The 23,742-nt window shown below is 71.5% G+C and carries 20 protein-coding genes; 16 read left to right on the top strand and 4 right to left on the bottom strand.

What is annotated here, in order from left to right; all coding sequences use genetic code 11:
- Positions 1-48: 48 nt before the first annotated feature.
- The 8 genes from ACFQ9V_RS00525 (at position 49) to ACFQ9V_RS00490 (ending at position 7,998) form a co-directional block, all read left to right on the top strand.
- Positions 49-1,587, top strand: coding sequence for an ABC transporter ATP-binding protein (locus tag ACFQ9V_RS00525; protein WP_382457233.1), 1,539 nt, complete (start codon positions 49-51; stop codon positions 1,585-1,587).
- Complete coding sequence (locus ACFQ9V_RS00520; protein ID WP_382457232.1) at positions 1,584-2,912, top strand: ABC transporter permease; 1,329 nt, start codon at positions 1,584-1,586, stop codon at positions 2,910-2,912. Before ACFQ9V_RS00525 ends, ACFQ9V_RS00520 begins: the two co-directional genes overlap by 4 nt.
- Entirely contained in the window at positions 2,909-4,204 is a 1,296-nt protein-coding gene (locus tag ACFQ9V_RS00515) for an ABC transporter permease (protein ID WP_382457231.1), read from the top strand. The genes ACFQ9V_RS00520 and ACFQ9V_RS00515 overlap by 4 nt, the downstream gene beginning before the upstream one ends.
- Positions 4,201-4,635: a cytidine deaminase gene (locus ACFQ9V_RS00510; RefSeq protein WP_382457230.1), complete on the top strand. Its 435-nt coding sequence runs from the start codon at positions 4,201-4,203 to the stop codon at positions 4,633-4,635. Before ACFQ9V_RS00515 ends, ACFQ9V_RS00510 begins: the two co-directional genes overlap by 4 nt.
- Positions 4,636-4,699: 64 nt before the next feature.
- Entirely contained in the window at positions 4,700-6,004 is a 1,305-nt protein-coding gene (locus tag ACFQ9V_RS00505) for a thymidine phosphorylase (RefSeq protein ID WP_382457229.1), read from the top strand.
- 100 nt (positions 6,005-6,104) lie between these two features.
- On the top strand, positions 6,105-7,226 hold the full coding sequence (locus ACFQ9V_RS00500) for an adenosine deaminase (protein ID WP_382457228.1): 1,122 nt from the start codon (positions 6,105-6,107) through the stop codon (positions 7,224-7,226).
- A gap of 24 nt (positions 7,227-7,250) precedes the next feature.
- Positions 7,251-7,712, top strand: a complete 462-nt coding sequence (locus ACFQ9V_RS00495) for a PTS sugar transporter subunit IIA (RefSeq protein WP_382457227.1) — start codon at positions 7,251-7,253, stop codon at positions 7,710-7,712.
- A 13-nt stretch (positions 7,713-7,725) separates the two neighbouring features.
- Positions 7,726-7,998, top strand: a complete 273-nt coding sequence (locus ACFQ9V_RS00490) for a PTS sugar transporter subunit IIB (protein WP_382457226.1) — start codon at positions 7,726-7,728, stop codon at positions 7,996-7,998.
- Positions 7,999-8,006: 8 nt separating this feature from the next.
- Here the strand turns inward: ACFQ9V_RS00490 and ACFQ9V_RS00485 are convergent, their stop codons facing one another.
- Positions 8,007-9,707, bottom strand: coding sequence for a phospho-sugar mutase (locus ACFQ9V_RS00485; RefSeq protein WP_382457225.1), 1,701 nt, complete (start codon positions 9,705-9,707; stop codon positions 8,007-8,009).
- Positions 9,704-10,537, bottom strand: a complete 834-nt coding sequence (locus tag ACFQ9V_RS00480) for a purine-nucleoside phosphorylase (RefSeq protein WP_382457224.1) — start codon at positions 10,535-10,537, stop codon at positions 9,704-9,706. Before ACFQ9V_RS00480 ends, ACFQ9V_RS00485 begins: the two co-directional genes overlap by 4 nt.
- 84 nt (positions 10,538-10,621) lie before the next feature.
- Between ACFQ9V_RS00480 and ACFQ9V_RS00475 the strand changes: the two genes are divergently transcribed.
- The 4 genes from ACFQ9V_RS00475 (at position 10,622) to ACFQ9V_RS00460 (ending at position 16,422) form a co-directional block, all read left to right on the top strand.
- Positions 10,622-12,058, top strand: a complete 1,437-nt coding sequence (locus ACFQ9V_RS00475; RefSeq protein ID WP_382457223.1) for an NAD(P)H-quinone dehydrogenase — start codon at positions 10,622-10,624, stop codon at positions 12,056-12,058.
- A 15-nt stretch (positions 12,059-12,073) separates the two neighbouring features.
- Complete coding sequence (locus ACFQ9V_RS00470; protein WP_382457222.1) at positions 12,074-13,948, top strand: cation:proton antiporter; 1,875 nt, start codon at positions 12,074-12,076, stop codon at positions 13,946-13,948.
- Between the two features lie 115 nt (positions 13,949-14,063).
- On the top strand, positions 14,064-15,398 hold the full coding sequence (locus ACFQ9V_RS00465) for a hypothetical protein (protein WP_382457221.1): 1,335 nt from the start codon (positions 14,064-14,066) through the stop codon (positions 15,396-15,398).
- Positions 15,399-15,594: 196 nt separating this feature from the next.
- The gene (locus tag ACFQ9V_RS00460) at positions 15,595-16,422 is read left to right on the top strand and encodes a type IV toxin-antitoxin system AbiEi family antitoxin domain-containing protein (protein WP_382457220.1); all 828 of its coding nucleotides are present in this window, start codon (positions 15,595-15,597) and stop codon (positions 16,420-16,422) included.
- 91 nt (positions 16,423-16,513) lie between these two features.
- Here ACFQ9V_RS00460 and ACFQ9V_RS00455 read toward each other — a convergent pair whose 3' ends face one another.
- Positions 16,514-18,274, bottom strand: a complete 1,761-nt coding sequence (locus ACFQ9V_RS00455; RefSeq protein WP_382457219.1) for an acetyl/propionyl/methylcrotonyl-CoA carboxylase subunit alpha — start codon at positions 18,272-18,274, stop codon at positions 16,514-16,516.
- A 98-nt stretch (positions 18,275-18,372) separates the two neighbouring features.
- The gene (locus ACFQ9V_RS00450) at positions 18,373-19,008 is read right to left on the bottom strand and encodes a Maf family protein (RefSeq protein ID WP_382457545.1); all 636 of its coding nucleotides are present in this window, start codon (positions 19,006-19,008) and stop codon (positions 18,373-18,375) included.
- A 24-nt stretch (positions 19,009-19,032) separates the two neighbouring features.
- On the opposite strand from ACFQ9V_RS00450, the gene ACFQ9V_RS00445 reads away from it, so the two are divergent.
- From ACFQ9V_RS00445 to ACFQ9V_RS00430, 4 genes are read left to right on the top strand one after another with little or no spacing between them, the layout of a single operon-like run.
- A complete protein-coding gene (locus ACFQ9V_RS00445; protein ID WP_382457218.1) occupies positions 19,033-20,322 on the top strand; it encodes a class I SAM-dependent RNA methyltransferase in 1,290 nt (429 codons plus the stop codon).
- A gap of 41 nt (positions 20,323-20,363) precedes the next feature.
- On the top strand, positions 20,364-21,023 hold the full coding sequence (locus tag ACFQ9V_RS00440; RefSeq protein WP_345836774.1) for a response regulator transcription factor: 660 nt from the start codon (positions 20,364-20,366) through the stop codon (positions 21,021-21,023).
- Positions 21,010-22,290, top strand: coding sequence for a sensor histidine kinase (locus tag ACFQ9V_RS00435; RefSeq protein ID WP_382457217.1), 1,281 nt, complete (start codon positions 21,010-21,012; stop codon positions 22,288-22,290). Before ACFQ9V_RS00440 ends, ACFQ9V_RS00435 begins: the two co-directional genes overlap by 14 nt.
- Complete coding sequence (locus ACFQ9V_RS00430; RefSeq protein ID WP_382457216.1) at positions 22,287-23,321, top strand: hypothetical protein; 1,035 nt, start codon at positions 22,287-22,289, stop codon at positions 23,319-23,321. Before ACFQ9V_RS00435 ends, ACFQ9V_RS00430 begins: the two co-directional genes overlap by 4 nt.
- Positions 23,322-23,742 lie beyond the last annotated feature (421 nt).

Raw genomic sequence — 23,742 nt, 5'->3', positions numbered from 1 at the left:
TCGTCCGTCACGGCCGACGCACCGCCCGACACCCACAAGGCCCCCCACATGAAACTCGAACTCCGCGGTATCACCAAACGCTTCGGCGCGCTGGTCGCCAACGATCACATCGACCTGACGGTCGAACCCGGCGAGATCCACTGTCTGCTCGGCGAGAACGGCGCAGGCAAGTCGACCCTCATGAACGTCCTCTACGGCCTCTACCAGGCCGACGAGGGCGAGATCCTCCTGGACGACGTCGTCCAGGCCTTCGCCGGACCCGGTGACGCCATGAAGGCGGGCATCGGGATGGTCCACCAGCACTTCATGCTCATCCCCGTCTTCACCGTCGCGGAGAACGTCATGCTCGGCCACGAGCAGACCACGTTCGGCGGCAGGCTCGACCTGAACGCCGCTCGCGCGAAGGTGCGCGAGATCTCGGCCCGCTTCGGGTTCGACCTCGACCCGGACGCCCTGGTCGAGGACCTCCCGGTCGGCGTGCAGCAGCGCGTCGAGATCATCAAGGCGCTCTCCCGCGACGCCAAGGTCCTCGTCTTCGACGAGCCGACGGCGGTGCTGACGCCGCAGGAGACCGACGAGCTGATGACGATCATGCGCCAGCTCGCCGAGAGCGGCACCGGCATCGTCTTCATCACCCACAAGCTGCGCGAGGTGCGCGAGGTCGCGACCCGCATCACCGTCATGCGCCTCGGCAAGGTGGTCGGCGAGGCCGTGCCCACGGCCTCCAACGCCGAGCTCGCGTCGCTGATGGTCGGCCGCAGCGTCGAGCTGAGCGTCCACAAGGAGGCGCCGACGCTCACCGAGAACAGCCTGCGCGTGCGCGACCTCACGGTCTCCGACCCGGCGGGCATCGTCCTCGTCGACAACCTCAACTTCGAGGTCCGCGGCGGCGAAGTCCTCGCCATCGCCGGTGTTCAGGGCAACGGCCAGACCGAGCTGACCGAGGCCCTCCTCGGCCTGCAGAAGCGCGTCGCCGGCTCCGTCGAGCTGGACGGCAAGGAGATCCTCGGCCTGTCGGTGCGCAAGGTGCTCGACGCCGGCGTCGGGTTCGTCCCGGAGGACCGCAACGTCGACGGGCTCGTCGCCGAGTTCACGATCGCCGAGAACCTGATGCTCGACCGCTCGAACCGCCGCCCGTTCGTCAAGGGCTCCAACCTCCAGCTCAAGTTCCGCGACACGTTCGCGGAGGAGAAGACGAAGGAGTTCGACGTCCGCGCCCAGGGGATCACCACCCACGTCGGCCGGCTCTCCGGCGGCAACCAGCAGAAGGTCGTGCTCGCCCGCGAGCTCAGCCGCGAGCTGCGGCTGTTCGTGGCGGCCCAGCCGACCCGCGGCCTGGACGTCGGGTCGATCGAGTTCGTCCACGAGCAGATCATCGCCGCCCGCGACTCGGGCGTGCCAGTCATCGTCGTCTCCACCGAGCTGGACGAGATCGTCTCGCTCGGCGACCGGATCGCCGTCATGTACCGCGGCGGCATCGTCGGGATCGTCCCGGCGTCGACGCCCCGCGAGATCCTCGGCCTGATGATGACGGGCGAGGCCCCGCCGGCCGAATACCTCGTCGACGCCCAAGGAGCCTCCGCATGAGCGACCAGATGCCCACTGCCGATGTCGAGGCCGCCGTCGGGGAGACCCCCGTCGACGCTCCGGCACTCGACCAGATCCCCGAGGAGCAGCGCGCGACCGAGCCGCCGGCTCCGGAGATCTCCAAGACCCACCGCATCCTGCGCGAGATCGCGTCGGGGAGCGTCGTGCTCTCTATCTGCGCCATCATCGTCGCGCTGGTCGTCGGCGGCGTGTTCATCGCCCTGACGAACCAGCAGGTGCAGCAGGCGCTCGGCTACTTCTTCGCGCGGCCCGGCGACACGTTCGCCGCCATCGGCAACGCGGTGGGCGGCGCCTACGCCGCGCTGTTCCAGGGTGCGATCTACAACACGCACGCGCCCGACTTCGCCACCGGCATCCAGTCGCTGTCGACGACGCTCACCTTCGCCACGCCGCTGATCGCGGCCGGCCTCGGCGTCGCCCTCAGCTTCCGGGTCGGCCTGTTCAACATCGGTGGCCAGGGGCAGATGCTCATCGCCGCGCTGTTCGCGGGCCTGGTCGGCTTCAAGCTGCCGATGCCCCCGGGCATCCACCTGCTGATCGCGGTGATCGCCGGCCTCGTCGGCGGCGCGATCTGGGCGGCCATCGCCGGTGTCCTGAAAGCGTTCACGGGCGCCCACGAGGTGATCGTGACGATCATGCTCAACTACATCGCGCTCAACCTGCTCAGTTACCTGCTCACGACGTCGTTCCTGCGCGCGCCGGGCGCCAATGACCCACGAACGCCGCCGACCCTGCCGACGGCGGTGTTCCCGAAGCTGTTCGGGAACAACTACTCGTTGGACATCGGCATCATCCTGGTGGTGCTGGCGACCATCGCGGTCTGGTGGCTGCTCGAGCGCTCGAGCCTCGGCTTCCGTTTCCGCGCGGTCGGCGAGAACCCGAACGCGGCGCGCGTCGCCGGCATCTCGGTCCGCTCGATCTACGTCTGGGCGATGGTCATCTCCGGCGCCCTCGTCGGCCTCGCCGGCGCGACCCAGGTGCTCGGCCAGATCACGACAGGCTTCGGCAGCGACATCGACGCGGGCATCGGGTTCTCGGCCATCACGGTCGCGCTGCTCGGCCGGTCCCGGCCGTTCGGCGTGCTGGTCGCCGGCATCCTCATCGGCGCGTTCCAGGCCGGTGGATTCGCGATGCAGGCCGCGGACAACGTGCCGGTCGAGGTCATCGCGATCATCCAGTCGGTCACCGTGCTGTTCATCGCCGCACCGCCGCTGGTGCGCGCCATCTTCCGGCTGCCCGCCCCGGGCAGCGCACCGCGCCGTCGCCGCTCGGCGACCCGCACGAAGGGAGCGGTCGCCCGATGACCGTCATCACCCAGCCCCCTGCCTCCGCCCCGGCACTGGCCGACGGCGAGACCGCCCGCGTGGTCGTCCGCCACTGGCGCCTGCCGATCGTCTTCGCGGTGTTCAGCGTGATCGCGATCCTGCTCTTCCTGGTGTTCCCGCGCCCGGGGACCACGGTCTACACGTTCAGTACGAAGGGCGACTTCTTCACGGTCCCGAACGTGGCGATCCCTGCCATCGCGACCGGGATCGTGGTCACCGTGATCGCGCTCGTCATCACGGCGGTCGCGTTCGTCCTGGTCGCCCGCGGCCGGAGCGTCCCGCTCTGGCTGAGCGCGATCTTCGCAGTGGCGCTGCTGGTCGGCTTCATCACCTGGTCGGTCGGCGACGGCACGGTCCCCGTGGCCGGACTCCTCGCGGGGGCCCTCGGCCTCAGCGTGCCGATCATCTACGGCGCGATGGGCGGTGTGCTCTCCGAGCGCGTCGGCGTGGTCAACGTGGCGATCGAGGGTCAGCTGCTCGGCGGCGCCTTCACGTCGGCGATGCTCGCGACGATCACCCACTCGGTGGTGGTCGGCCTGATCGGCGCGGCCGTGGCCGGCATGATCGTGTCGTTCATCCTCGCCGCCTTCTCGATCAAGTACCTCGTCGACCAGGTGATCGTCGGCATCGTGCTGAACGTGCTGGTGTCCGGAGTGACGGGCTTCTTCTACACGGCCGTCATGGCGAACAACACCGCCGCGTTCAACCTGCCGCCCACCCTGCCGAACCTGCCGATCCCGCTGCTCAGTCAGATCCCGGTCATCGGCCCCGTGCTGTTCAACCAGACGCTCATCGTCTACGTGATGTACATCGCGGTCGCCGGTGTGTACTTCTTCCTGTTCCACACGCGCTGGGGCCTCCGGGTCCGCGCAGTCGGCGAGCACCCGAAGGCGGCGGACACCGTCGGCATCAAGGTGAACTCCACCCGGTTCTGGACCGTCATCATCGCCGGCGCGATCGCCGGCTTCGGCGGGGCGTACTTCACTATCGGCGGCGTCGGCGGCTTCGTGAAGGACATGACGAGCGGCCTCGGTTATATCGCGCTCGCTGCGGTGATCTTCGGACGCTGGGACCCGATCCGGGCGACGCTCGCGGCGTTGCTGTTCGGCTTCGCCGGTGCGCTGCAGAGCCTCCTCGGCCTGCTGCACGCGCCGATCCCGAGCGAGTTCCTGCGCATGCTGCCCTACCTGGTGACCATCTTCGCGGTGGCCGGTCTGGTCGGGCAGTCCCGTGGGCCTGCGGCGTCGGGCAAGCCGTACATCAAGTCATGACCGACGCCATCGACTGGCCGGCGCTGCGCGCCGCGGCGAACGAGGCGATGACGCACGCCTACGTGCCGTACTCGCAGTTCCCGGTCGGCGCGGCGGCGCTGGTCGACGACGGCCGCGTCGTCAGCGGCTGCAACGTCGAGAACGCCAGCTACGGCGTGACCCTGTGCGCTGAGTGCGGCCTGGTGTCGTCGCTCGCGATGACCGGGGGAGGGCGCCTCGTCGCGTTCACCTGCGTGAACGGCGACGGCGACACCCTGATGCCGTGCGGCCGCTGCCGCCAGCTCCTCTACGAGCACTCGGCCGAGGGGATGCTGCTGGAGACGGTCTCCGGCATCCGGACCATCGACGAGGTGCTGCCCGACGCGTTCGGGCCGCGCCAGCTCGCCGCCTACGCGGAGGAGCACGGCGCCGCCGAGCGCGACGCCGGCTGACCGAACGACCACCGACCGAACGACCACCGACCGAACGACCACCGAGCAAGAGGGTTACATCTTCGTGAGCACCGCAGCAGGGGTCGAGGCGTTCGACGCCGTCGACCTGATCCACACCAAGCGCGACCGTGGCGAGCTGACCACGCCGGAGATCGACTGGCTGGTCGACGCGTACACGCGCGGCTACGTCGGCGACGAGCAGATGGCGGCCATGACGATGGCGATCTTCCTGAACGGGATGACGCGCCGCGAGATCCGCGACCTCACGCTGGCCATGATCGCGTCGGGCGAGCGGATGGACTTCTCCGGTCTCGGCAAGCCGACCGCCGACAAGCACTCCACCGGCGGCGTCGGCGACAAGATCACCCTGCCGCTGATGCCCCTGGTCGCGTCCTTCGGCGTCGCGGTGCCGCAGCTCTCCGGCCGCGGCCTCGGCCACACCGGAGGCACGCTCGACAAGCTGGAGAGCATCCCGGGCTGGCGGGCGAACCTCAGCAACGAGGAGATGCTCGCCCAGCTCCGCGGCCCCGGCGGCGTGATCTGCGCCGCCGGCTCCGGGCTCGCGCCCGCCGACGGCAAGCTGTACGCGCTGCGCGACATCACGGGGACCGTGGAGGCCATCCCGCTGATCGCGTCCTCGATCATGTCCAAGAAGATCGCGGAGGGCACCAGCGCCCTGGTGCTGGACGTCAAGTTCGGCTCGGGCGCCTTCCTCAAGGACATCGACAAGTCGCGCGAGCTCGCCCGCACGATGGTGGAGCTCGGCAAGGACGCGGGCGTCGCGACCTCCGCCCTCCTCACCGACATGAACGTGCCGCTCGGCCTCGCCATCGGCAACGCCAACGAGGTGCGCGAGTCGGTCGAGGTGCTCGCCGGCGGCGGCCCAGCCGACATCGTCGAGCTGACCGTCGCGCTCGCCCGCGAGATGCTGGCGCTCGCGGGGCAGCCGGACGCCGACGTGGAGGCCGCGCTGAAGGACGGCCGCGCGATGGACAAGTGGCGCGAGACCGTGCGCGCGCAGGGCGGCGACCCTGACGCGGCGCTGCCCGTCGCCCGCGAGACGCACACCGTGGTCGCGGAGTCGGACGGGATGCTCGTGGAGCAGCAGGCGCTGCCGTTCGGCATCGCCGCCTGGCGGCTCGGCGCGGGCCGCGCCCGCAAGCAGGACCCGGTGCAGCACGCCGCCGGCGTCGACCTGCACGCCAAGCCGGGCGACGAGGTGCGCGCGGGCCAGCCGCTCTTCACCCTGTCCGCCGACGAGCCCGCCCGCTTCGAGCGCGCCCTGGAGGCCCTCGAGGGCGCCTACCGCCTCGCGCCCGTGGGCACCCCCTTCACCCGCACCCCCCTCGTCGCCGAGCGCATCGGCTAGTCGAAGCGGCACAAAATGGGGCTGAAACCGGCGAGACGGCGGATTATGCGCCGTCTCGACGACTGCCTGCGGGAGTCGGCAGGCCAGTAGATTGGGAGATATGAGCTTGAACGAGAACAGCAGCTACACGCTCGCCGACGGGACCGACATCGGGGCGCTGCCCAAGGTGTCCCTGCACGACCACCTGGACGGCGGCCTGCGGCCGTCGACGGTGCTGGAGCTCGCGGACGGCATCGGCCTCCCGCTCCCGGCCGACGACCCGGTGGCGCTCGGCGCCTGGTTCGCCGAGAAGTCCAACTCGGGCTCGCTGGTCGAGTACCTCAAGACCTTCGACATCACGACCGCCGTCATGCAGACCCGCGAGGGCCTCAGCCGCGTCGCCCGCGAGTTCGTGCAGGACCTCGGCGCCGACGGCGTCGTGTACGGCGAGATCCGCTGGGCGCCCGAGCAGCACCTCACCCGCGGCCTCACCCTCGACGAGACCGTGGAGGCCGTGCAGGAGGGCCTGGAGCAGGGCATCGAGGACGTGCGCGCCGCCGGCGGCCGCATCCGCGTGGGCCAGCTCGTCAGCGCCATGCGCCACACCGACCGCAGCCTGGAGATCGCCGAGCTGGCCGTGCGCCACCGCGACCGCGGCGCCGTCGGCTTCGACATCGCCGGTCCGGAGGCGGGCTTCCCGCCCGCGAACCACCGGGCGGCGTTCGACTACCTCGCCTCGCAGTTCTTCCCGGCCACCGTGCACGCGGGGGAGGCCGACGGGCTCGACAGCATCCGCAGCGCGCTCCTCGACGGGCGCGCCCTGCGCCTCGGCCACGGTGTGCGCCTGGCGGAGGACATCACGATCGAGCGCCAGGACGAGGAGAACACCTACGTGACCCTCGGCACGCTCTCGCAGTGGGTCAAGGACCGCGAGATCGCGCTGGAGACCAGCCCGACCTCCAACCTGCAGACCGGCGCGATCGCGGCGTGGGGCGACGACATCCTCGACCACCCGTTCGACCTGCTGTACCAGCTCGGCTTCCGGGTCACGGTCAACACCGACAACCGGCTGATGAGCGGCACGACGCTGACGCGCGAGCTCAGCATCCTCGCCGACGCGTTCTCGTACGACCTCACGGACCTGGAGATCTTCCAGCTCAACGCCGCGGCCGGGGCCTTCCTCCCTGTCGAGCAGCGTGAGGAACTGGCCGAGATCATCACAGCAGGTTTCGAGGGTTCGTGACCCGCTAACGCGTACGCTGGACCCATGCCGCTGCCACTGTTGCCCGCCACCGCTGTGACCGTCGGAGCCCACGCGGCCGACTGGCGCGAGGCGGTCGAGCTCGCCGGGGAGGCGCTGGCGCGCTCCGGCGCGACGGAGGAGTCGTACGGCGCGCGGATGATCCAGGTGATCGAGGAGTTCGGCGCCTACATCGTGATCGCGCCCGGCCTCGCCCTTGCGCACGCGCGACCGGGGCCGGACGTGGTCCGCGACGGGCTGTCGGTGGTCACCCTCGACGAGCCCGTGGTGTTCGGCCACCCGCACAACGACCCGGTGTCCGTCGTGATCGGCCTCGCCGTGACGTCGCCGGAGGCGCACGTGTCCAGCGTCGCCGAGTTGGCGAACGTCTTCAACGACCCGGACGCGATCCCGGCGCTGGCCGCCGCGGGCGATGTCGCGGAGGTGCAGCGCATCCTCACGCTCAGCGAAGAGGAAGCGGCGCGATGAACAGGATCACGCTTTGAAGATCGTCGCCATCTGCGGTGCAGGGATCGGCACCTCGGGCATCCTGAAGGTGAACGCCGAGCGCGTGCTCGACCGCCTCGGCCTCGACGCGGACGTGACCGCGGCCGACGTCGCGAGCGTGGGCTCCGCGTCGAGCGACGCGCAGATCATCCTCACGTCGCCCGAGCTGGTCGACCGGATCGGCCCCACCAACGCCGACGTGATCGTCGTCCAGAACTACTTCGACCTCGACGAGCTGGAGCAGAAGCTCGACGAGGCGCTGGGCTGACCCGCGCGCTACGCCGTGAGCGCGCGCATCGCGTCCGCGAGAGCGGCGACGCGGGCCGTCGCCGTCGCCTTCCGCGCCGGGACGTCGCCCTCGTCGCTCGAGGCGTCGATGTAGATCTTCAGTTTGGGCTCGGTGCCGCTGGGGCGGACCATGACGCGGGAGCCGTCCGACAGGACGATGCGGAGGACGTCGCTCGGCGGGAGGGCGCCGAAGCCGTCGCGGAGGTCGTCGATGTGGTCGACGGCCACCCCGCCGAGGCTGCTCGGCGGGGTCGAGCGCAGCGCGGCCATGATCTCCCCGATGCGGGACAGGTCGGTGACCCGGATCGAGATCTGGTCGCTGGCGAAGTAGCCGAAGCGCTCCGCGAACGCGTCCAGGTGGTCCGCGATGGTGCGGCCGGAGGCCGCGAGCTCGTTCGCGAGGTCGAGGAACGCCGTCGCGGCCGAGATGCCGTCCTTGTCGCGGATGGTCTGCGGGTTGACGAGGTAGCCGAGCGCCTCCTCGAAGCCGAAGATCAGGCCGGGGGCACGAGACACCCACTTGAACCCGGTGAGCGTGTCGGCGAAATCGAGGTGGTAGGCGGCGGCGACGGCAGCCAGGGCCGGCGACGAGACGACGGAGCAGGCGAGGACGCCGAAGGCGGCCCCGGCGGTCGACGTGCGCTCGGCGAGGTCCGCGGCACGCCAGCCGAGCAGGGCGCCGACCTCGTTGCCGCTCAAGCGGCGGAAGCCGTCGGCCGAGTCGTCCGGGATGGCGACAGCCAGCCGGTCGGCGTCCGGGTCGTTCGCGATGATGAGGTCCACGCCCGCGGCGCGCCCGGTCGCGTAGGACAGGTCCATCGCTCCCGGCTCCTCCGGGTTCGGGAACGACACGGTCGGGAAGGCGGGGTCGGGGTCGCGCTGCTCGGCCACCACGACGGGCGTGGAGAAGCCGACGCGCTCGAACACCGCCTCCGCCGTGCGCCAGCCGACGCCGTGCATCGCGGTGTACGCGAACGTGACGTCGTCGCGCGGGGAGGTCGTGGTCGCGACGGCGGCGGTGGCCTCGATGTAGGCGGCCTCCACGTCGCCCGACGCGATCTCGAACTGCTCGGAGCGCGGGAGGTCGCCGATGTCGCCGCGCGCCACCTCCAGGATGTGCGCCTCGATCTCCGCGTCCGTCGGCGAGACGATCTGCGAGCCGTGGTTCTCGCCGCCCAGGTACACCTTGTAGCCGTTGTCCCGCGGCGGGTTGTGGCTCGCCGTCACCATGACGCCTGCACTGACGCCGAGGTGCCGCACGGCGAACGCCAGCACCGGGGTCGGCAGCAGCCGGGGGAGCAGGACCGCGCGCACACCGGCGCCCGCCATCAGCTCGGCGGTGTCGCGCGCGAAGACGTCGGAGTTCTTGCGGCCGTCGTAGCCGATGACGACGGACGGCTGCTCACCCTCGGCGTGCGCCAGCAGCCAGTGCGCGAACCCGGCCGCGGCCTGGGAGACCAGCACGCGGTTCATCCGGTTGGGCCCGGCGGCGATCTCGCCGCGGAGGCCGGCGGTGCCGAACTCCAGGCGGGTGTCGAAGCGCGCGTGGAGGTCGTCGACCGCTTCCGCGGAGCCCGCCTCGGCGGCCACGATCAGCGAGTCCAGCTCGGCGCGGGTCTCCGGGTCGGGGTCCTGCGCGAGCCAGGCGCGTGCGTCCTCGAGGAGCCGAGGCGTGTCCTGTGTGCTCACAGCGCCTCCACGATCCGGGCCAGCAGGGCGCTGATCACCGGCTCGGCCTCCCGGCCGGCCTCGATGACCTCCTGGTGGCTGAGCGGGGTCTTCTGGATGCCCGCGGCGAGGTTGGTGACGAGCGACATGCCGAGGATCTCCATGCCGGCCTGACGGGCGGCGATGGCCTCCAGCGCGGTCGACATGCCGACGATGTGGCCGCCGATCGCCTTGGCCATCTGCACCTCGGCCGGGGTCTCGTAGTGCGGTCCGCGGAACTGCGTGTACACACCCTCGTCGAGGCTCGGGTCGATGGACTTCGCGAGCTCGCGCAACCGTGCCGAGTAGAGGTCGGTGAGGTCGATGAAGGTGGCGCCCTCCAGCGGGGAGTCCGCCGTCAGGTTGATGTGGTCGCTGATCAGGACGGGCGTGCCCGGCTTCCAGTGCTCCTTGATGCCGCCCGCGCCGTTGGTGAGGACCATCGTGGTCGCGCCGGCGGCCGCGGCGGTGCGGACGCTGTGCACGACCCGGCGGACGCCGTGGCCTTCGTAGTAGTGGGTGCGCGCGCCGATGACGAGCGCGTGCTTGCCGTTCGCGAGGCGAAGCGAGCGCAGGGTGCCGGCGTGGCCCTCCAGGGCCGGCTTGCTGAAGCCGACGATCTCGTGGGCCGGGATGACGGCGACGGTCTCGCCGATCAGGTCGGCGGCCTTGCCCCAGCCGCTGCCGAGGGTGAGGGCGATGTCGTGCTTCTCGACGCCGGTCTTCTCGGCGAGCTGGCGCGCCGCTTCCCTGGCGACCTCGAACGGGTCGGTCGAGGGGTCGTCGAGCGGGTTCTGGGTGGTTTCGAGCATGAGGCAACTCTACTGAGCGGCTCCCCGCGGTACAGCGTCCGCGGGGGTGCGCATCCGTGTACCGGGATACGGAAGAATGAGGGCATGGCCTATGAATTCGAGCGCAAGCAGCGCATCGCCGTCCTCGGCGGAGGACCCGGCGGTTACGAGGCGGCGCTCGCCGGCGCGCAGCTCGGCGCGGTCGTCACGATCGTCGAGCGATCGGGCGTCGGCGGCTCGGCCGTCATCACCGACGTGGTGCCCTCCAAGAGCCTCATCGCCACTGCGGAGGCGACCAACTCCATCGCGGAGGCGACCGACCTCGGCGTGCAGTTCTTCTCGCGCGGCGAGGGCGGCAAGCCCGTGCGCCCGGAGATCGCGGTCAACCTCGCCGCGGTCAACAAGCGCCTGATGGGCCTGGCCCGGCAGCAGTCCGAGGACATGCGCGCCGAGCTCGTCCGCGCCGGCGTGCGCATCATCACCGGCGAGGGCCGCCTCGACGGCGACGGGGCGATCATCGTCTCGACAGGCACGGGCGACTCCGGCACCGACTTCGACCGGGTGGAGGCCGACACGATCGTGATCGCGGTCGGCGCGAGCCCGCGCATCCTGTCCTCCGCCGTGCCGGACGGGGAGCGCATCCTCACCTGGACCCAGCTCTACGACCTCTCGACGGTGCCAGAGCACCTGATCGTGGTCGGGTCGGGCGTCACCGGCGCGGAGTTCGCCTCCGCGTACACCGCGCTCGGCTCGAAGGTCACGCTCATCTCCTCGCGCGACCAGGTCCTCCCCGGCGAGGACGCCGACGCCGCGAGCGTCATCGAGAACGTCTTCCGCCGCAACGGCATGCAGGTGCTGTCCAAGTCGCGCGCCGAGTCGGTGGTCCGCACCGAGAAAGGCGTCGTGGCGACGCTGACCGACGGACGCACCGTGGAGGGCAGCCACTGTCTGATGGCGGTCGGCTCCATCCCGAACACCGCGGGCATCGGCCTCGAGGAGGCCGGCGTCCAGCTCACCCCGTCGGGCCACATCCGGGTCAACCGGGTCGCGCGCACCTCCATCCCGAACATCTACGCGGCTGGGGACTGCTCCGACCTGCTGCCGCTGGCCTCCGTCGCCTCCATGCAGGGGCGCACCGCCGTCTTCCACGCGATGGGCGACGCGGTGAACCCGATCGAACTGCGCAACGTCACCTCGAACATCTTCACCCAGCCGGAGATCGCGACCGTCGGCTGGAACCAGAAGCAGATCGAGGACGGCATCGCGCAAGGCGACATCTACAAGCTCCCGCTGAAGTCCAACCCGCGCGCCAAGATGCTCGGCATCCGCGACGGCTTCGTGAAGCTGTTCGCGCGGACCGGTTCGGGTACTGTGATCGGCGGCGTGATCGTCGCGCCGCGGGCCTCCGAGCTGATCTTCCCGCTTGCGCTCGCGGTGGAGCACCGGCTGACGGTGGACCAAGTGGCGAGAGCGTTCACGGTGTACCCGTCGCTCTCCGGATCGATCTCGGACGCCGCGCGGGCGATGCACATCGTGCTCTAGGCAGGAGGCCGAGGCGTGGAGGAGGTCCTGGTCGTCGGCGTCCTCGCCGTGCTGATCATCGCGGCCTCCGCGGTCTACGGGCAGCGTTTCGGGGTGGCGTCGCCGCTCATCCTCGTGGTCGTCGGCATCCTGGTCTCCTTCCTGCCGTTCGTGCCGGTGCTGGAGGTCCAGCCCGAGTGGATCATCGCGGGCGTGCTGCCGCCGCTGCTCTACTCGGCGTCGGTGTCGATGCCGTCGATGAACTTCCGGCGGGAGTTCGGCGCGATCGGCGGGCTCTCGGTCGTGCTCGTGATCGTGAGCTCTGTGCTGCTCGGGATCTTCTTCGCCTGGGTCATCCCGGGGCTGGGGCTGGGGTGGGGCGTCGCGCTCGGCGCGATCGTGAGCCCGACCGACGCGGTGGCGACCGGCATCGTCAAGCGCGCAGGGGTCTCGCCGCGCGTCGTCGCCATCCTGGAGGGCGAGAGCCTGCTCAACGACGCCACGGCGCTGGTGCTGCTGCGGGCGGCGGTCGCGGCCGCGGCGGTGGCCTCGTTCACCCTCGGCGCTGTGACCCTGTCGTTCCTCTACTCGGTGGTCGTCGCGGTCGTGTTCGGCTGGATCGTCGGGCGGGTGAACCTGATCGTGCGGGCGCGGGTGAAGGACGCGACGGTCAACACCGTGCTCTCGTTCACGGTGCCGTTCCTGGCCTCCATCCCGGCCGAGGCGCTGGGCGCGTCCGGGCTGGTCGCCGCGGTGGTCGCCGGCCTGATCACCGGCAGCCGCGCACCGCGGGTGCTGTCGCCGGAGCACCGGCTGTCGGACACCCAGAACTGGCGGACGGTCGAGCTCGTGCTGGAGGGCATGATCTTCCTGACGATGGGCCTGGAGCTGTTCGGCATCGTCCAGAAGGTGCAGAACGACCACTCCGGCGTGCTGCCGGCGGTCGGCATCGCGGCGGCCGCGCTGCTGCTCACGCTGCTCGTGCGGGCAGCGTTCGTGGCACCGCTGCTGGCGCTGCTCGCCCGCCGCGGGCGCCGGCGCGAGCGGATGCGGCCGGCGCTGACCAAGCTGCAGGAGAGGCTGGAGGACCCGGAGGCCGCGCGGCGGCTGCTCGAGCAGGGGCCGCCTCCACCCGATGCGATGCCCGCCCTGCCGGAGGGAGTCGACCCGGCGGACGACCCGGAGGCGCACGCGGACGTGCTGGCCGCCGACCCCGTCGCCGCGCATGCGGAGGTGGCGAAGGTGGCGGGGGTCCAGGAGGCCGCGGGTGCCACGCGCGACCGGCTCGCGACGCCCTCGGGCTGGCGCGGCCGGCTGATCCGGCGGCAGCGCCAGCGGCAGCGGGCCTGGACGGTCGAGAACATCACGCGGTTCGGCACGCGGCTGCGGCGGGTGCTGGCGGACATCGACTACTTCACCGGGACGCCGCTCGGCTGGCGCGAGGGCTCCATCGTGGTCTGGGCCGGGATGCGCGGAGCCGTCACGGTCGCGGCCGCGCAGAGCCTCCCGTCGAACACGCCTGGACGCTCGGTGCTCGTGCTGATCGCCTTCCTGGTGGCCGCGGGGTCGCTGCTGCTCCAGGGCGGGACGCTCGGGCTGGCGCTGCGCCTGGTGAAGCCGACGGCCTCCGACCCTCAGGCCGAGAAGGAGGAGCGCAAGCGGCTCCTGGAGCTGCTGCACGAGGCCGGGCAGGCGGTGCCGATGCCGGAGACCACGGAGCGGACCCCCGAGGCGTTCAACCAGCACAAGTCCGCGCGGCTGAAGCGCATCCGCGCCCAGCGCGACGCGCTGCTCGACGCGCGTGACGACGGCACCTTCAGCGCCGACGTGCTCGCCGGCGCCCTCAGCAACCTCGACGCCGACGAGATCAGCATCGACCTGAAGGGCGACCCCACCGAGGCGACCGGCTGACCGCGCCCGCGGCGGGCCGCGGAAATACAAGTGTTGCCGACGCCTGCCTGCCGGTTCTACGCTGTGGTTCGCCGCCGACCGGAACGGGCCGGTCGGGGGAGCAAGGGGGTGCTCCATGTTCTCCGTCACGACGGGCAAGATCGACATCACACCGAGTGTGGGCTATCCGCTGGCCGGCTACGGCGTGGACTCACCGCGGCTGGCCACCGGCACCAACAGTCCGCTGTACGCGCGCTGCACGATCATCTACGACGGCGCCGTGCCGCACGTGGTCGTGACCGCCGACGTCCTCGGCTTCCGGCGGGACACCCACCAGCAGATCCGCGCGGCGGTGACCGGACTCGGCATCCCGCCGGAGGACTTCGTCCTCACGGCGACCCACACGCACAACGGGCCGGTGCTCACCGAGGGGCTGGATCCGTTCATCGCCTACGACCTCGAGAACCTCACCTCGGTCGGGACGTACACGGCCTGGCTGGTCGCCACCATCACGACGCTGGTCGCGCAGACCAAGGCCGCGCCGAGCACCCCGTGCACCCTCGACTACGTCGTGCTGTCGGCGGGCTTCTCGTTCAACCGCGAGGACCTGCCGTACGTCGAGACGGACGTGCCCTGTCTCGTCGCCCGCGGCGGCGACGGGACGCCGCGCGCCGTGCTCTTCGGCTACGGCGCCCACCCGGTCGCGGGCGGCACCCAGACCGTGTTCGACGGGGACTATCCCGTGCCCGCGATCAACGCGATCGAAGGGCACTGGCCGGGATGCTTCGCCCAGTTCATGACGGGACCCGCCGGCGACCAGAACCCGAACGCCGCCGGCTCGTTCGCGGATGTCGACACGTTCGGGAACGAGCTCGGGACGACCATCGTGGAGGCGATCGCGACCCCGGGGCGCCCGCTGACCGGCCCGATGACCTCCGCCTACGGGGAGGTCACGCTGCCGCTCGATGTGTCGCTCACCGCCGGGAACGTCGCCGCCGTCCGCGCGGAGTACCTCGCCAGGAGCGACAACCCCGCCGTCGCCGGCTACGAGCGCCGGCACGCCTTCAGCATGACCCAGCTCATCGACACGACGCCGCTCGCGGACCTGGAGCAGAGCGTGCCGCTGCCCGTGCAGAGCTGGACGATCGGCGGCGCCGAGCGGCTGGTCATGCTGTTCTGCGGAGGCGAGGTCGTCTCGGGATTCGCCGTGGTCATCCGCCAGGAGAACGGCGGATCGGACGGCGTGTGGTTCCTGGCGTACTCGAACGAGATCCCCTGCTACATCCCGAGCGACGAGCTGCTGCAGAAGTCGACCTACGCCGGAGGCTGGGACCCGGACTATCCGGGCATCGCCTCCGCGTCGATGGCCGTGTACGACCACTGGGCGCACTTCCTGCGCGGGAGCGCAGGCGTGGACGGCGTCGAGCAGGTCTTCCTGGCGCGTCTGCGGCAGGTGATGGCGGCCGCCTGACCCCCCGCCCCCGCCGCCCCACCCTGCTAACGGAGGACATCCACCCCCACTCACACCCCGATCTCCTCCGCCGGCTGCTGTTCTCGGGCGTGTCGAAGCGGATGTCCTCCCCTCACAACAGCGACCTCGTGAGCAGTTCTCCACAGATTCCGGCAGTCCCGGGGCCCACGGCTCGAGGACCAGCAGAGTTGGGGGCATGAGCTGGCAGAGAGTGATCCGTGAGCGTGGCGGAGCGGTGACACGGCAGGAGTTGCGGAAGGCCGGAGTCGGAGATCGCGTGCTGACCGCGGCGGTCGAGGAGGGGCGTCTGATCCGACCGCGTCGCGGTGTCTACGCGCTGCCGGGGCTGGCCGCCGAGGGCCGCGCGGCCCTGGCGGCAGGCGGGAGGTTGTCCTGCGTGTCCGCGGCACGGAGCTATGGACTCTGGGGAGGTCAGGATGGGCGGTTGCATCTCCGCGTGCACCCGCATGCCGGGCGCACCGCCGACGACGCTGTGCGTCACTGGGAGGCTCACGACGGCAGCGCCGAGCTGTGGCGGGTGTCGCCGGCGGACTGCCTGCGCTCGGTGGTCGCCTGCGCGGACGAGGAGACCGCGATCGCCGTCCTCGACACCGCGCTGGCGGCGCGCCTGGTGACCATGATCGGACTGCGTGGGATGTTCGCGCAGGGCTCCGCGGCTGTCCGCGCGGTGGCGGCGTGCGCGCGCCCCGGCTCGGACTCGGGGGTGGAGTCCATCCTCCGCCAGCGGTTGACCGCGCGCGGGCACCTCGTCGAACAGCAGGTCGCCGTCTCGGGTGTGGGGCGCGTGGACGCGCGCGTGGACGGTGTGCTGTATATCGAGATCGACGGCTTCGCGTTCCACAGCAGCAGGGAGGCGTTCGAGCGCGACCGGACGCGCGACACCGCACTCGCGCTCCTCGGTTCGCGCCGGCTCCGATTCCCCGCGCGGGGCATACTCGCGGACGCGGACGCGGTCGTTTCGACGATCGAGGCCGTGTTGGCAACGGAGGAGATCAGGGTGTGAATCCGGCCGAAACGCAGTTGACGGAGGAGATCGTGGCCCTGGTAAGGGGGGTCTCCTCCGTTGGCTGCGGGAGCGGAGGGGGGACGCCGGTCTACAGGATGTTGAGGAGGAGGTGGCCGGAGGAGACGGTGTCGCCGACGGTGGCGTTGATGCCGGCGATGGTGCCGTCCTTGTGGGCGGTGAGGGGCTGCTCCATCTTCATGGCCTCCAGCACCAGCACCAGGTCGCCCTTGACGACCTCGTCGCCGTCCGCGACCGCGACCTTCACGACGGTGGCCTGCATGGGCGCGGTCACCGAATCGCCGGTCGCGGTGTCCACGGCGTGCGCGCCGGAGCGGCGGCGCGGGGCGGGAGCCGCGGCCTCCGCCGGGCCGCCGCCGGTGAGCAGGCGCGCGGGCAGCGACACCTCGATGCGCTTGCCCTCGACCTCGACCACGACGTTGCTGCGGCGCTCGGCGGGGGTCTCGCCCAGCTCGCCCGACCACGGCTCGACGCCGCCGGCCCACTCGGTCTCGATCCAGCGGGTGTAGATCGAGAACGGCTCGCCGTCCTGCGGGGCGAAGGCGGGGTCGCGCACGATCGCGCGGTGGAAGGGCAGCACGGTCGGCAGGCCGGCGACCTCGAACTCGTCCAGGGCGCGGCGGGAGCGCTCCAGGGCCTCCTCGCGGCTGGCGCCGGTCACGATGAGCTTGGCGAGCATGGAGTCGAACGCGCCGGAGATGACGTCGCCCGCCTGGATGCCGCTGTCCACGCGGACACCGGGGCCGCCCGGCGCCTTGAAGACGTGCACGGGGCCGGGGGAGGGGATGAAGTTACGGCCGGCGTCCTCGCCGTTGATGCGGAACTCGAAGGAGTGGCCGCGCGGCGTCGGGTCGGCGTAGTCGAGCTCGCCGCCCTCGGCGAGGCGGAACTGCTCGCGCACGAGGTCGATGCCGGTGACCTCCTCGGAGACCGGGTGCTCGACCTGGAGACGGGTGTTGACCTCCAGGAACGACACCGTGCCGTCCTTGCCGATCAGGAACTCGCAGGTGCCCGCGCCCTGGTAGCCGACCTCCTTGAGGATGGCCTTGGACGCGCTGTAGAGCTTGTCGAGCTGCTCCGGGGTGAGGAACGGCGCCGGCGCCTCCTCCACCAGCTTCTGGTGGCGGCGCTGCAGCGAGCAGTCGCGGGTGGAGACCACGACGACGTTGCCGTAGGCGTCCGCGAGGCACTGCGTCTCGACGTGGCGCGGCTGGTCGAGGTACTTCTCCACGAAGCACTCGCCGCGGCCGAACGCGGCGATGGCCTCGCGGGTGGCGGAGTCGAAGAGCTCGGCGACCTCGTCGCGGGTGCGGGCGACCTTGAGGCCGCGGCCGCCGCCGCCGAACGCCGCCTTGATGGCGACCGGGAGGCCGTACTCGTCCACGAAGTCGAGAACCTCGGCCGCGTCGGCGACCGGGTTGAGGGTGCCGGGGGCGAGCGGCGCGCCGACCTTCTCGGCGACGTGGCGTGCCGACACCTTGTCGCCGAGGCGCTCGATGGCCTCCGGGGACGGGCCGATCCAGGTCAGGCCGGCCGCGATGACGGCGCGGGCGAAGTCGGCGTTCTCGGCGAGGAAGCCGTAGCCGGGGTGCACGGCGTCGGAGCCGGAGCGGCGGGCGATCGAGAGGATCTTGTCGATGACCAGGTAGGTCTCGGCGCTGGTCGTGCCCTCGAGGGCGTACGCCTCGTCGGCGAGCCGCACGTGGAGGGCGTCCCGGTCCTGGTCGGCGTAGACGGCGACGGAGCCGATCCCGCTGTCTTTCGCAGCACGGATGACGCGGACGGCGATCTCGCCGCGGTTGGCGATGAGGACCTTCGAGATACGGGGCACAATTCCCTAGCCTATGCCGGGATACGAACCAGCTTTTGGACGATCCCCACAAAAAAACATTTGCACGGCTTCAGAGAGTCGACAAATGACGATCCGGATCAGCCCCGGTTCCACAGCTCCGTCCACTCGACGCCCAGGCGGCGCACCAGGTCGCGCAGCGTCGACAGCGACAGCCCGACAACGGTGCTGGGGTCGCCCTCCACGCGGGTGATGAACGGCCCGCCGAGGCTGTCGATGGTGAAAGCGCCTGCGACCTCCAACGGCTCGCCGCTCGTGACGTACGCGTCGATCTCCGCCTCGGAGACGTCGGCGAAGGTGACGGCGGCCACCGCCGCCGCGCCGACCGCGCCGTTCTCGCGCCCGTCGCGGTGGTCGATCAGCCAGTGCCCCGAGTGGAGCATGCCGGTGCGGCCGCGCTGCTGCAGCCAGCGCTCGCGCGCGACCTCCGGGAGGTGCGGCTTGCCGTGGATGCGCCCGTCGATCGCGAACGCGGAGTCGCCGCCGAAGATCAGGCCGTCGATCGGCTCGCCGTCCAGCGTGCCGCGCACGGCCTCCGCCTTGAGCCGCGCGAGCAACTGCACCATCGCCTGCGGCGACAGCGGTCCGTGCTCGGCCTCCGCCGCCGCGACGGCCGCCGGCTCGTCCACGTGCGAGGGCACCACGATCGGTTCGACGCCGGCCGCGCGCAGCAGTGCGAGGCGGGCGGGGGACGTGGAGGCGAGGTAGAGGCGCATGGTCACCTGTGGGATGCTCGAAGGATGCCCCAGAAGGACGAGGTCGAACTCGACATTATCAACGTCGCGCACGGCGGCGTGTTCGTCGCCCGCCACGAGGGCCGCGTGGTCTTCGTGCCGGACACCATCCCGGGGGAGCGGGTCCGGGCGCGGATCGCGGATCAGGCGCACGACCGGTTCTGGCGCGCAGAGCTGCTGGAGGTCGTTGAGCCGGCGGCCGAGCGGCAGGAGCACGTCTGGGGTGCGGCGTCCGTCCAGCGCGCGCCCGAGCGGCGTGCGGGTGGCGCCGAGTTCGGCCACATCCGGCTCGACCACCAGCGCGAGCTCAAGCGGCGCGTGATCGTGGACGCCCTCCAGCGCACGGCGAAGCTCGACGCCGCCGCCATCGAGACGCTCGGCGCGGGCTCCGGCCCCGTCGTGGAGGCCGTGGCCGGCGAGACCGAGGACGGCACAGGCTGGCGCACGCGCGTCAGGCTCCAGGTCGGCGAGGACGGCGCGATCGGGCCGTATGCCGCCCGCAGCCACACGATCGTCCCGGTCTCCGACCTCCCGCTGGCGACGGCGGCCGTCGAGGAGTCGACCCCGTTCGGCCAGCGCTTCTCGGGCGCGGAGTCCGTCGACGTCGTCGCGACCGGCGGCGGCGCGACCCATGTGCTGGTCAACGACCTCCCCGAGCGGCGCGGCAAGCGGCTGGTCCGGCCGCGCCGCCGCCCGGTGCCGATCCGCGAGCGGGTGGGCGAGCGCGAGTTCCGGCTCGACGCGCGCGGCTTCTGGCAGGTGCACCGGCAGGCGGCGGCGACGCTCACGGAGGCCGTCCGCTCCGCGGTGGACGAGGCGCTGTTCGACCCGCGCGCGGCGAATCTCGACCTCTACGGCGGGGTCGGCCTTCTCGCCGCGGCGCTGGGCGACCGGTTCGGCTCCACGCTGCGCATCACTTCGGTGGAGGCCGACGAGGCCGCGACCGACGACGCAGCGGAGAACCTGGCCGAGTGGGTCGGCGCGAGCGCCGTGACCGCCCGGGTGGAGCGCTTCGTCACCGGCCTGGCCGCGGAGGCCACCGCGGCCGAGCGCGCCCGGCTGCGCGCGGCCACCGTCGTGCTCGACCCGCCGCGCTCCGGCGCCGGCCGGGAGGTCGTCGAGGCCGTCGCCGCGATGCGTCCGGCCCAGATCGTCTATGTCGCCTGCGACCCCGTCGCCCTCGCGCGGGACGTCGCCTACTTCGCCGAGCGCGGCTACCCGCTGCGCACGCTGCGGGCCTTCGACCTGTTCCCGAACACCCACCATGTGGAGGCCGTCGCCACGCTGACTCCGTGATCCGACCGGAATACATGTACCCGCACACTACGATGGTCAGCATGGTGCGAGTGGCAATCGTCGACGATCACGAGTCCGTGCGGCTCGGGCTCAAAGCGGCCTGTCAGGACGCGGGCTACGAAGTGGTGGTCACCGCGGCGACGGTGGACGACTTCGTGCAGCAGCTCGGCACGCAGGAGTGCGATGTCGTCGTCCTCGACCTGTCGCTCGGCGACGGCTCCAAGGTGACCGACAACGTCAAGCGCGCGCAGGCGACCGGCGCCGCCGTGCTCGTCCACAGCATCGCCGACCGGGTCGCGAGCGTGCGCGAGGCCCTCGCCGCCGGCGCCGCCGGCGTCATCCCCAAGTCCTCGCCGACCACGACGGTCATGAACGCGATCGAGACGGTCGCGCGCGGCGACGTGCTCAACAACCTGGAGTGGGCCACCGCGATCGACGCGGACAGCGACTTCGCCAAGGCCCAGCTCGGCCGCCGGGAGCGCGACGTGCTCCACCTCTACGCGTCCGGCCTGCCGCTCAAGGCGGTCGCCGCCCAGCTCGGCATCGCCAACTCGACGGCGCGCGAGTACCTCGACCGCATCCGCGTGAAGTACGTGGAAGTCGGCCGTCCGGCCCCGACGAAGGTGGACCTCCTGCGTCGCGCGGTCGAGGACGGCATCCTGCCCGGGCTCGACCCCGACACGGGCAATGAGCGCGCCTAGCGTTCCGCGCTCCGCCGCCGGAGCACCCCGCGAGTCGGCCAAGCCGCGCAACCCGCTCAGCAGAGCCAGGATCGAACGGATCTCCGACCGCACGGTGTCGGCGTTCGGCCTCGTCTTCGGGCTGCAGACCTTCCCCACGGCGCTCGGGCAGCTCGGCGCCCTGCGCAGTCCGTGGGGCCTCATCGTCCTGGTGGTGGTCTTCGGCGGCCTCGCGCTGACGGTGCTGCTGGCGATCTTCGCGCAGCGCGTCGTGAAGGTCACGATGGGCGTGCTGTCGCTCGTGTACTTCGCCGCGATCGTCACCTGGCCGCTGCTCGCGGCCGACCCGAAGGCGTTCGCGTCGGACAAGCCGTGGGTCTGGTTCCTCTGCTCGGTCTTCACCGCGTTCGCCGCCGTCGCCTACCCGCTGTGGCTGGCCATCGCCTACACGGTCGTGACCCCGATCGCCTACGGGGTCGTCCGCGCGCTGCCCGCGGGCGGGGGAGTCGGCGCGGAGCTGGCCGGCCTGGACGCGGTCTACGCGATCATCCTCGGCGGCGTCATCCTCGCCATCATCGCGATGATGCGGCAGGCGGCGTCCGCCGTCGACGTCGCGCAGAGCCAGGCGCTCGCCAAGTACGGCAACGCGGTGCGCCAGCACGCGACCGAGGTGGAGCGCGTGCAGGTCGACGCGATCGTGCACGACAGCGTGCTGACCACCCTGCTCTCGGCCGCGAGCGCCCGCACGCAGGAGCAGAAGGACCTCGCCGCGCGGATGGCCGCCGACGCGATCGGCCACCTGCACGCCGCGGAGGCGTCCGGTCCGGAGGACCAGACGCAGGTCGGCGTCGAGCAGCTCTCCGATCGGCTGGTGACGGCCGCGCGGGCGTTCTCGTCGCCGTTCGAGGTGGACGCGCGCGACCACGACGAGCTGCACACCCTCCCGGTCAACGTCGCGGAGGCCGTCTACTCGGCGGCCGTGCAGGCGATGGTCAACAGCATGCAGCACGCCGGCGGCGACGAGGTGCGGCGCAGCGTCGTCGTCCGCGGCGGCGAGCACGGCGCGGCGGTCAGCGTGACCGTGACCGACGACGGCCGCGGCTTCGATGCCGCAGAAGTCCCCGCCGAGCGGCTGGGCCTGCGGGTGAGCATCCGCGAGCGGCTGGCGAAGGTCGGCGGCCGCGCGAACGTGGTCTCTGCGCCCGGCGAGGGCACGACGGTCAGCATCGTCTGGCCTGCGGGCGAGCGCGGCTCGGTCGTGGAGCGCGAGCAGGAGGCCGCCGGATGATCACCCTCAACCGCGTGCTCTTCCTCGGCCTCGGCGCACTCTTCTCGGCCTACCACCTGTTCCTCGGGCTCTCGTCGCTGTCGATCCCGGGCTCCCCGGGGCCCGCGATCGTCGCGATGGCGCTGTACGCGGTCGCGACCGTGATGAGCCTGTGGCCGACGAGCCCGACCAAGATGCCGCTGTGGCTCGCGTCGTTCGACCTCGCCGTCTGCGTCGTCATCCCGATCCTGGTCACCAGCGAGCTGAACCCGGCGAAGGACAACGGCTACGCGACCTGGTACGTCGCGGCGGTGGGCACGCTGATGACGATCGCCGCCGTGCGCCGCCAGCAGTTCGTGGCGTGGGTCGGAGTCGGCTTCCTGGCGGTGCAGACGGTGGTCTGGGCCGGGCCAGGCGCGCTCGCCGGGCTGGGCGTCATCGGCTCGGTCGTCTGGGTCGGCGTCGCCGTCGTCATCTCCGGCTCGCTGGCCAAGGCCGGCCGCGACGCCCTCCAGTTCGCCCGGGCCGAGCGGGAGGCCACCGAGTGGCAGGCCGCGCAGGAGGCGCACGTCATGGAACGACAGCTCCGCCTGCGCCAGACGTACCGCGTGGCCGCGCCGATGCTCGCCGAGATCGTGCGCCGCGGCGGCGACCTCACCGAGGCGGAGCGGCGCGAGTGCCGCTACCTGGAGGGCGCCATCCGCGACGAGATCCGCGGCCGCCGCCTGCTCAACGACGATGTGCGCCGGGAGGTCATGGACGCCCGCCGGCGCGGCGTGGTCGTGAGCCTGCTCGACGAGGGCGGCATCGACGACCTCGACCAGTCCGGGCTGGAGGCTGTGCTGCGCCGGCTCGCCGACGCGATCCGCGGCACCACGACGGACAAGCTGATCGTGCGGACGGTGCCGCGGTCGTCCAAGACCGCCGTGACGGTGGTGGGCCTACGGATGTCCGACGACGGCGCCGCCAACGCCCTGGGCGCCGACTCCGAGGACGACGAGGTCGACCTCTGGCTGGAGATCCCGCGCCCCCTCGTCGTCGCCGCTTCCTGAGCCGCGGGCGCCCGCTCCCGAGGGGCACGTTGTTGTCACTTCTGGCGCCCAGAAGTGACAACAACGTGCCCTTCGGCGGCTGTTAAAAGGGGAAAGGGGCCGACACCCGAATTTGTCGGCCCCTTTTCAAACCCCGAGTCAGGACGACAACCCGAATATCGTCCTGACTCGCCCCCAAAGCACTCGCCCGCTTACCCTAGTCGGCGAGTGACTGGCGGTGTAACTCACGAGGAGAGACACCTAGCAATAACAATATTGTCGGGCCGGCCGATAAATACATAGTCGTCATTTTGGGGGACCCCAGGGGGACACTTTCCGGGCCTCGCCGAGCGCGCGTGGCGGATTGTCGCCTGTCCCGCATGTGGGGGACACCCCGGCCGGGGTACAAAACCGGTTTCGGGGTACGCGCGCCCGGGGGATC

This window comes from Leifsonia sp. NPDC056665 (assembly GCF_042791795.1).
Lineage (GTDB): Bacteria > Actinomycetota > Actinomycetes > Actinomycetales > Microbacteriaceae > Leifsonia.
This window is presented reverse-complemented; position numbering and strand designations above follow the sequence as displayed.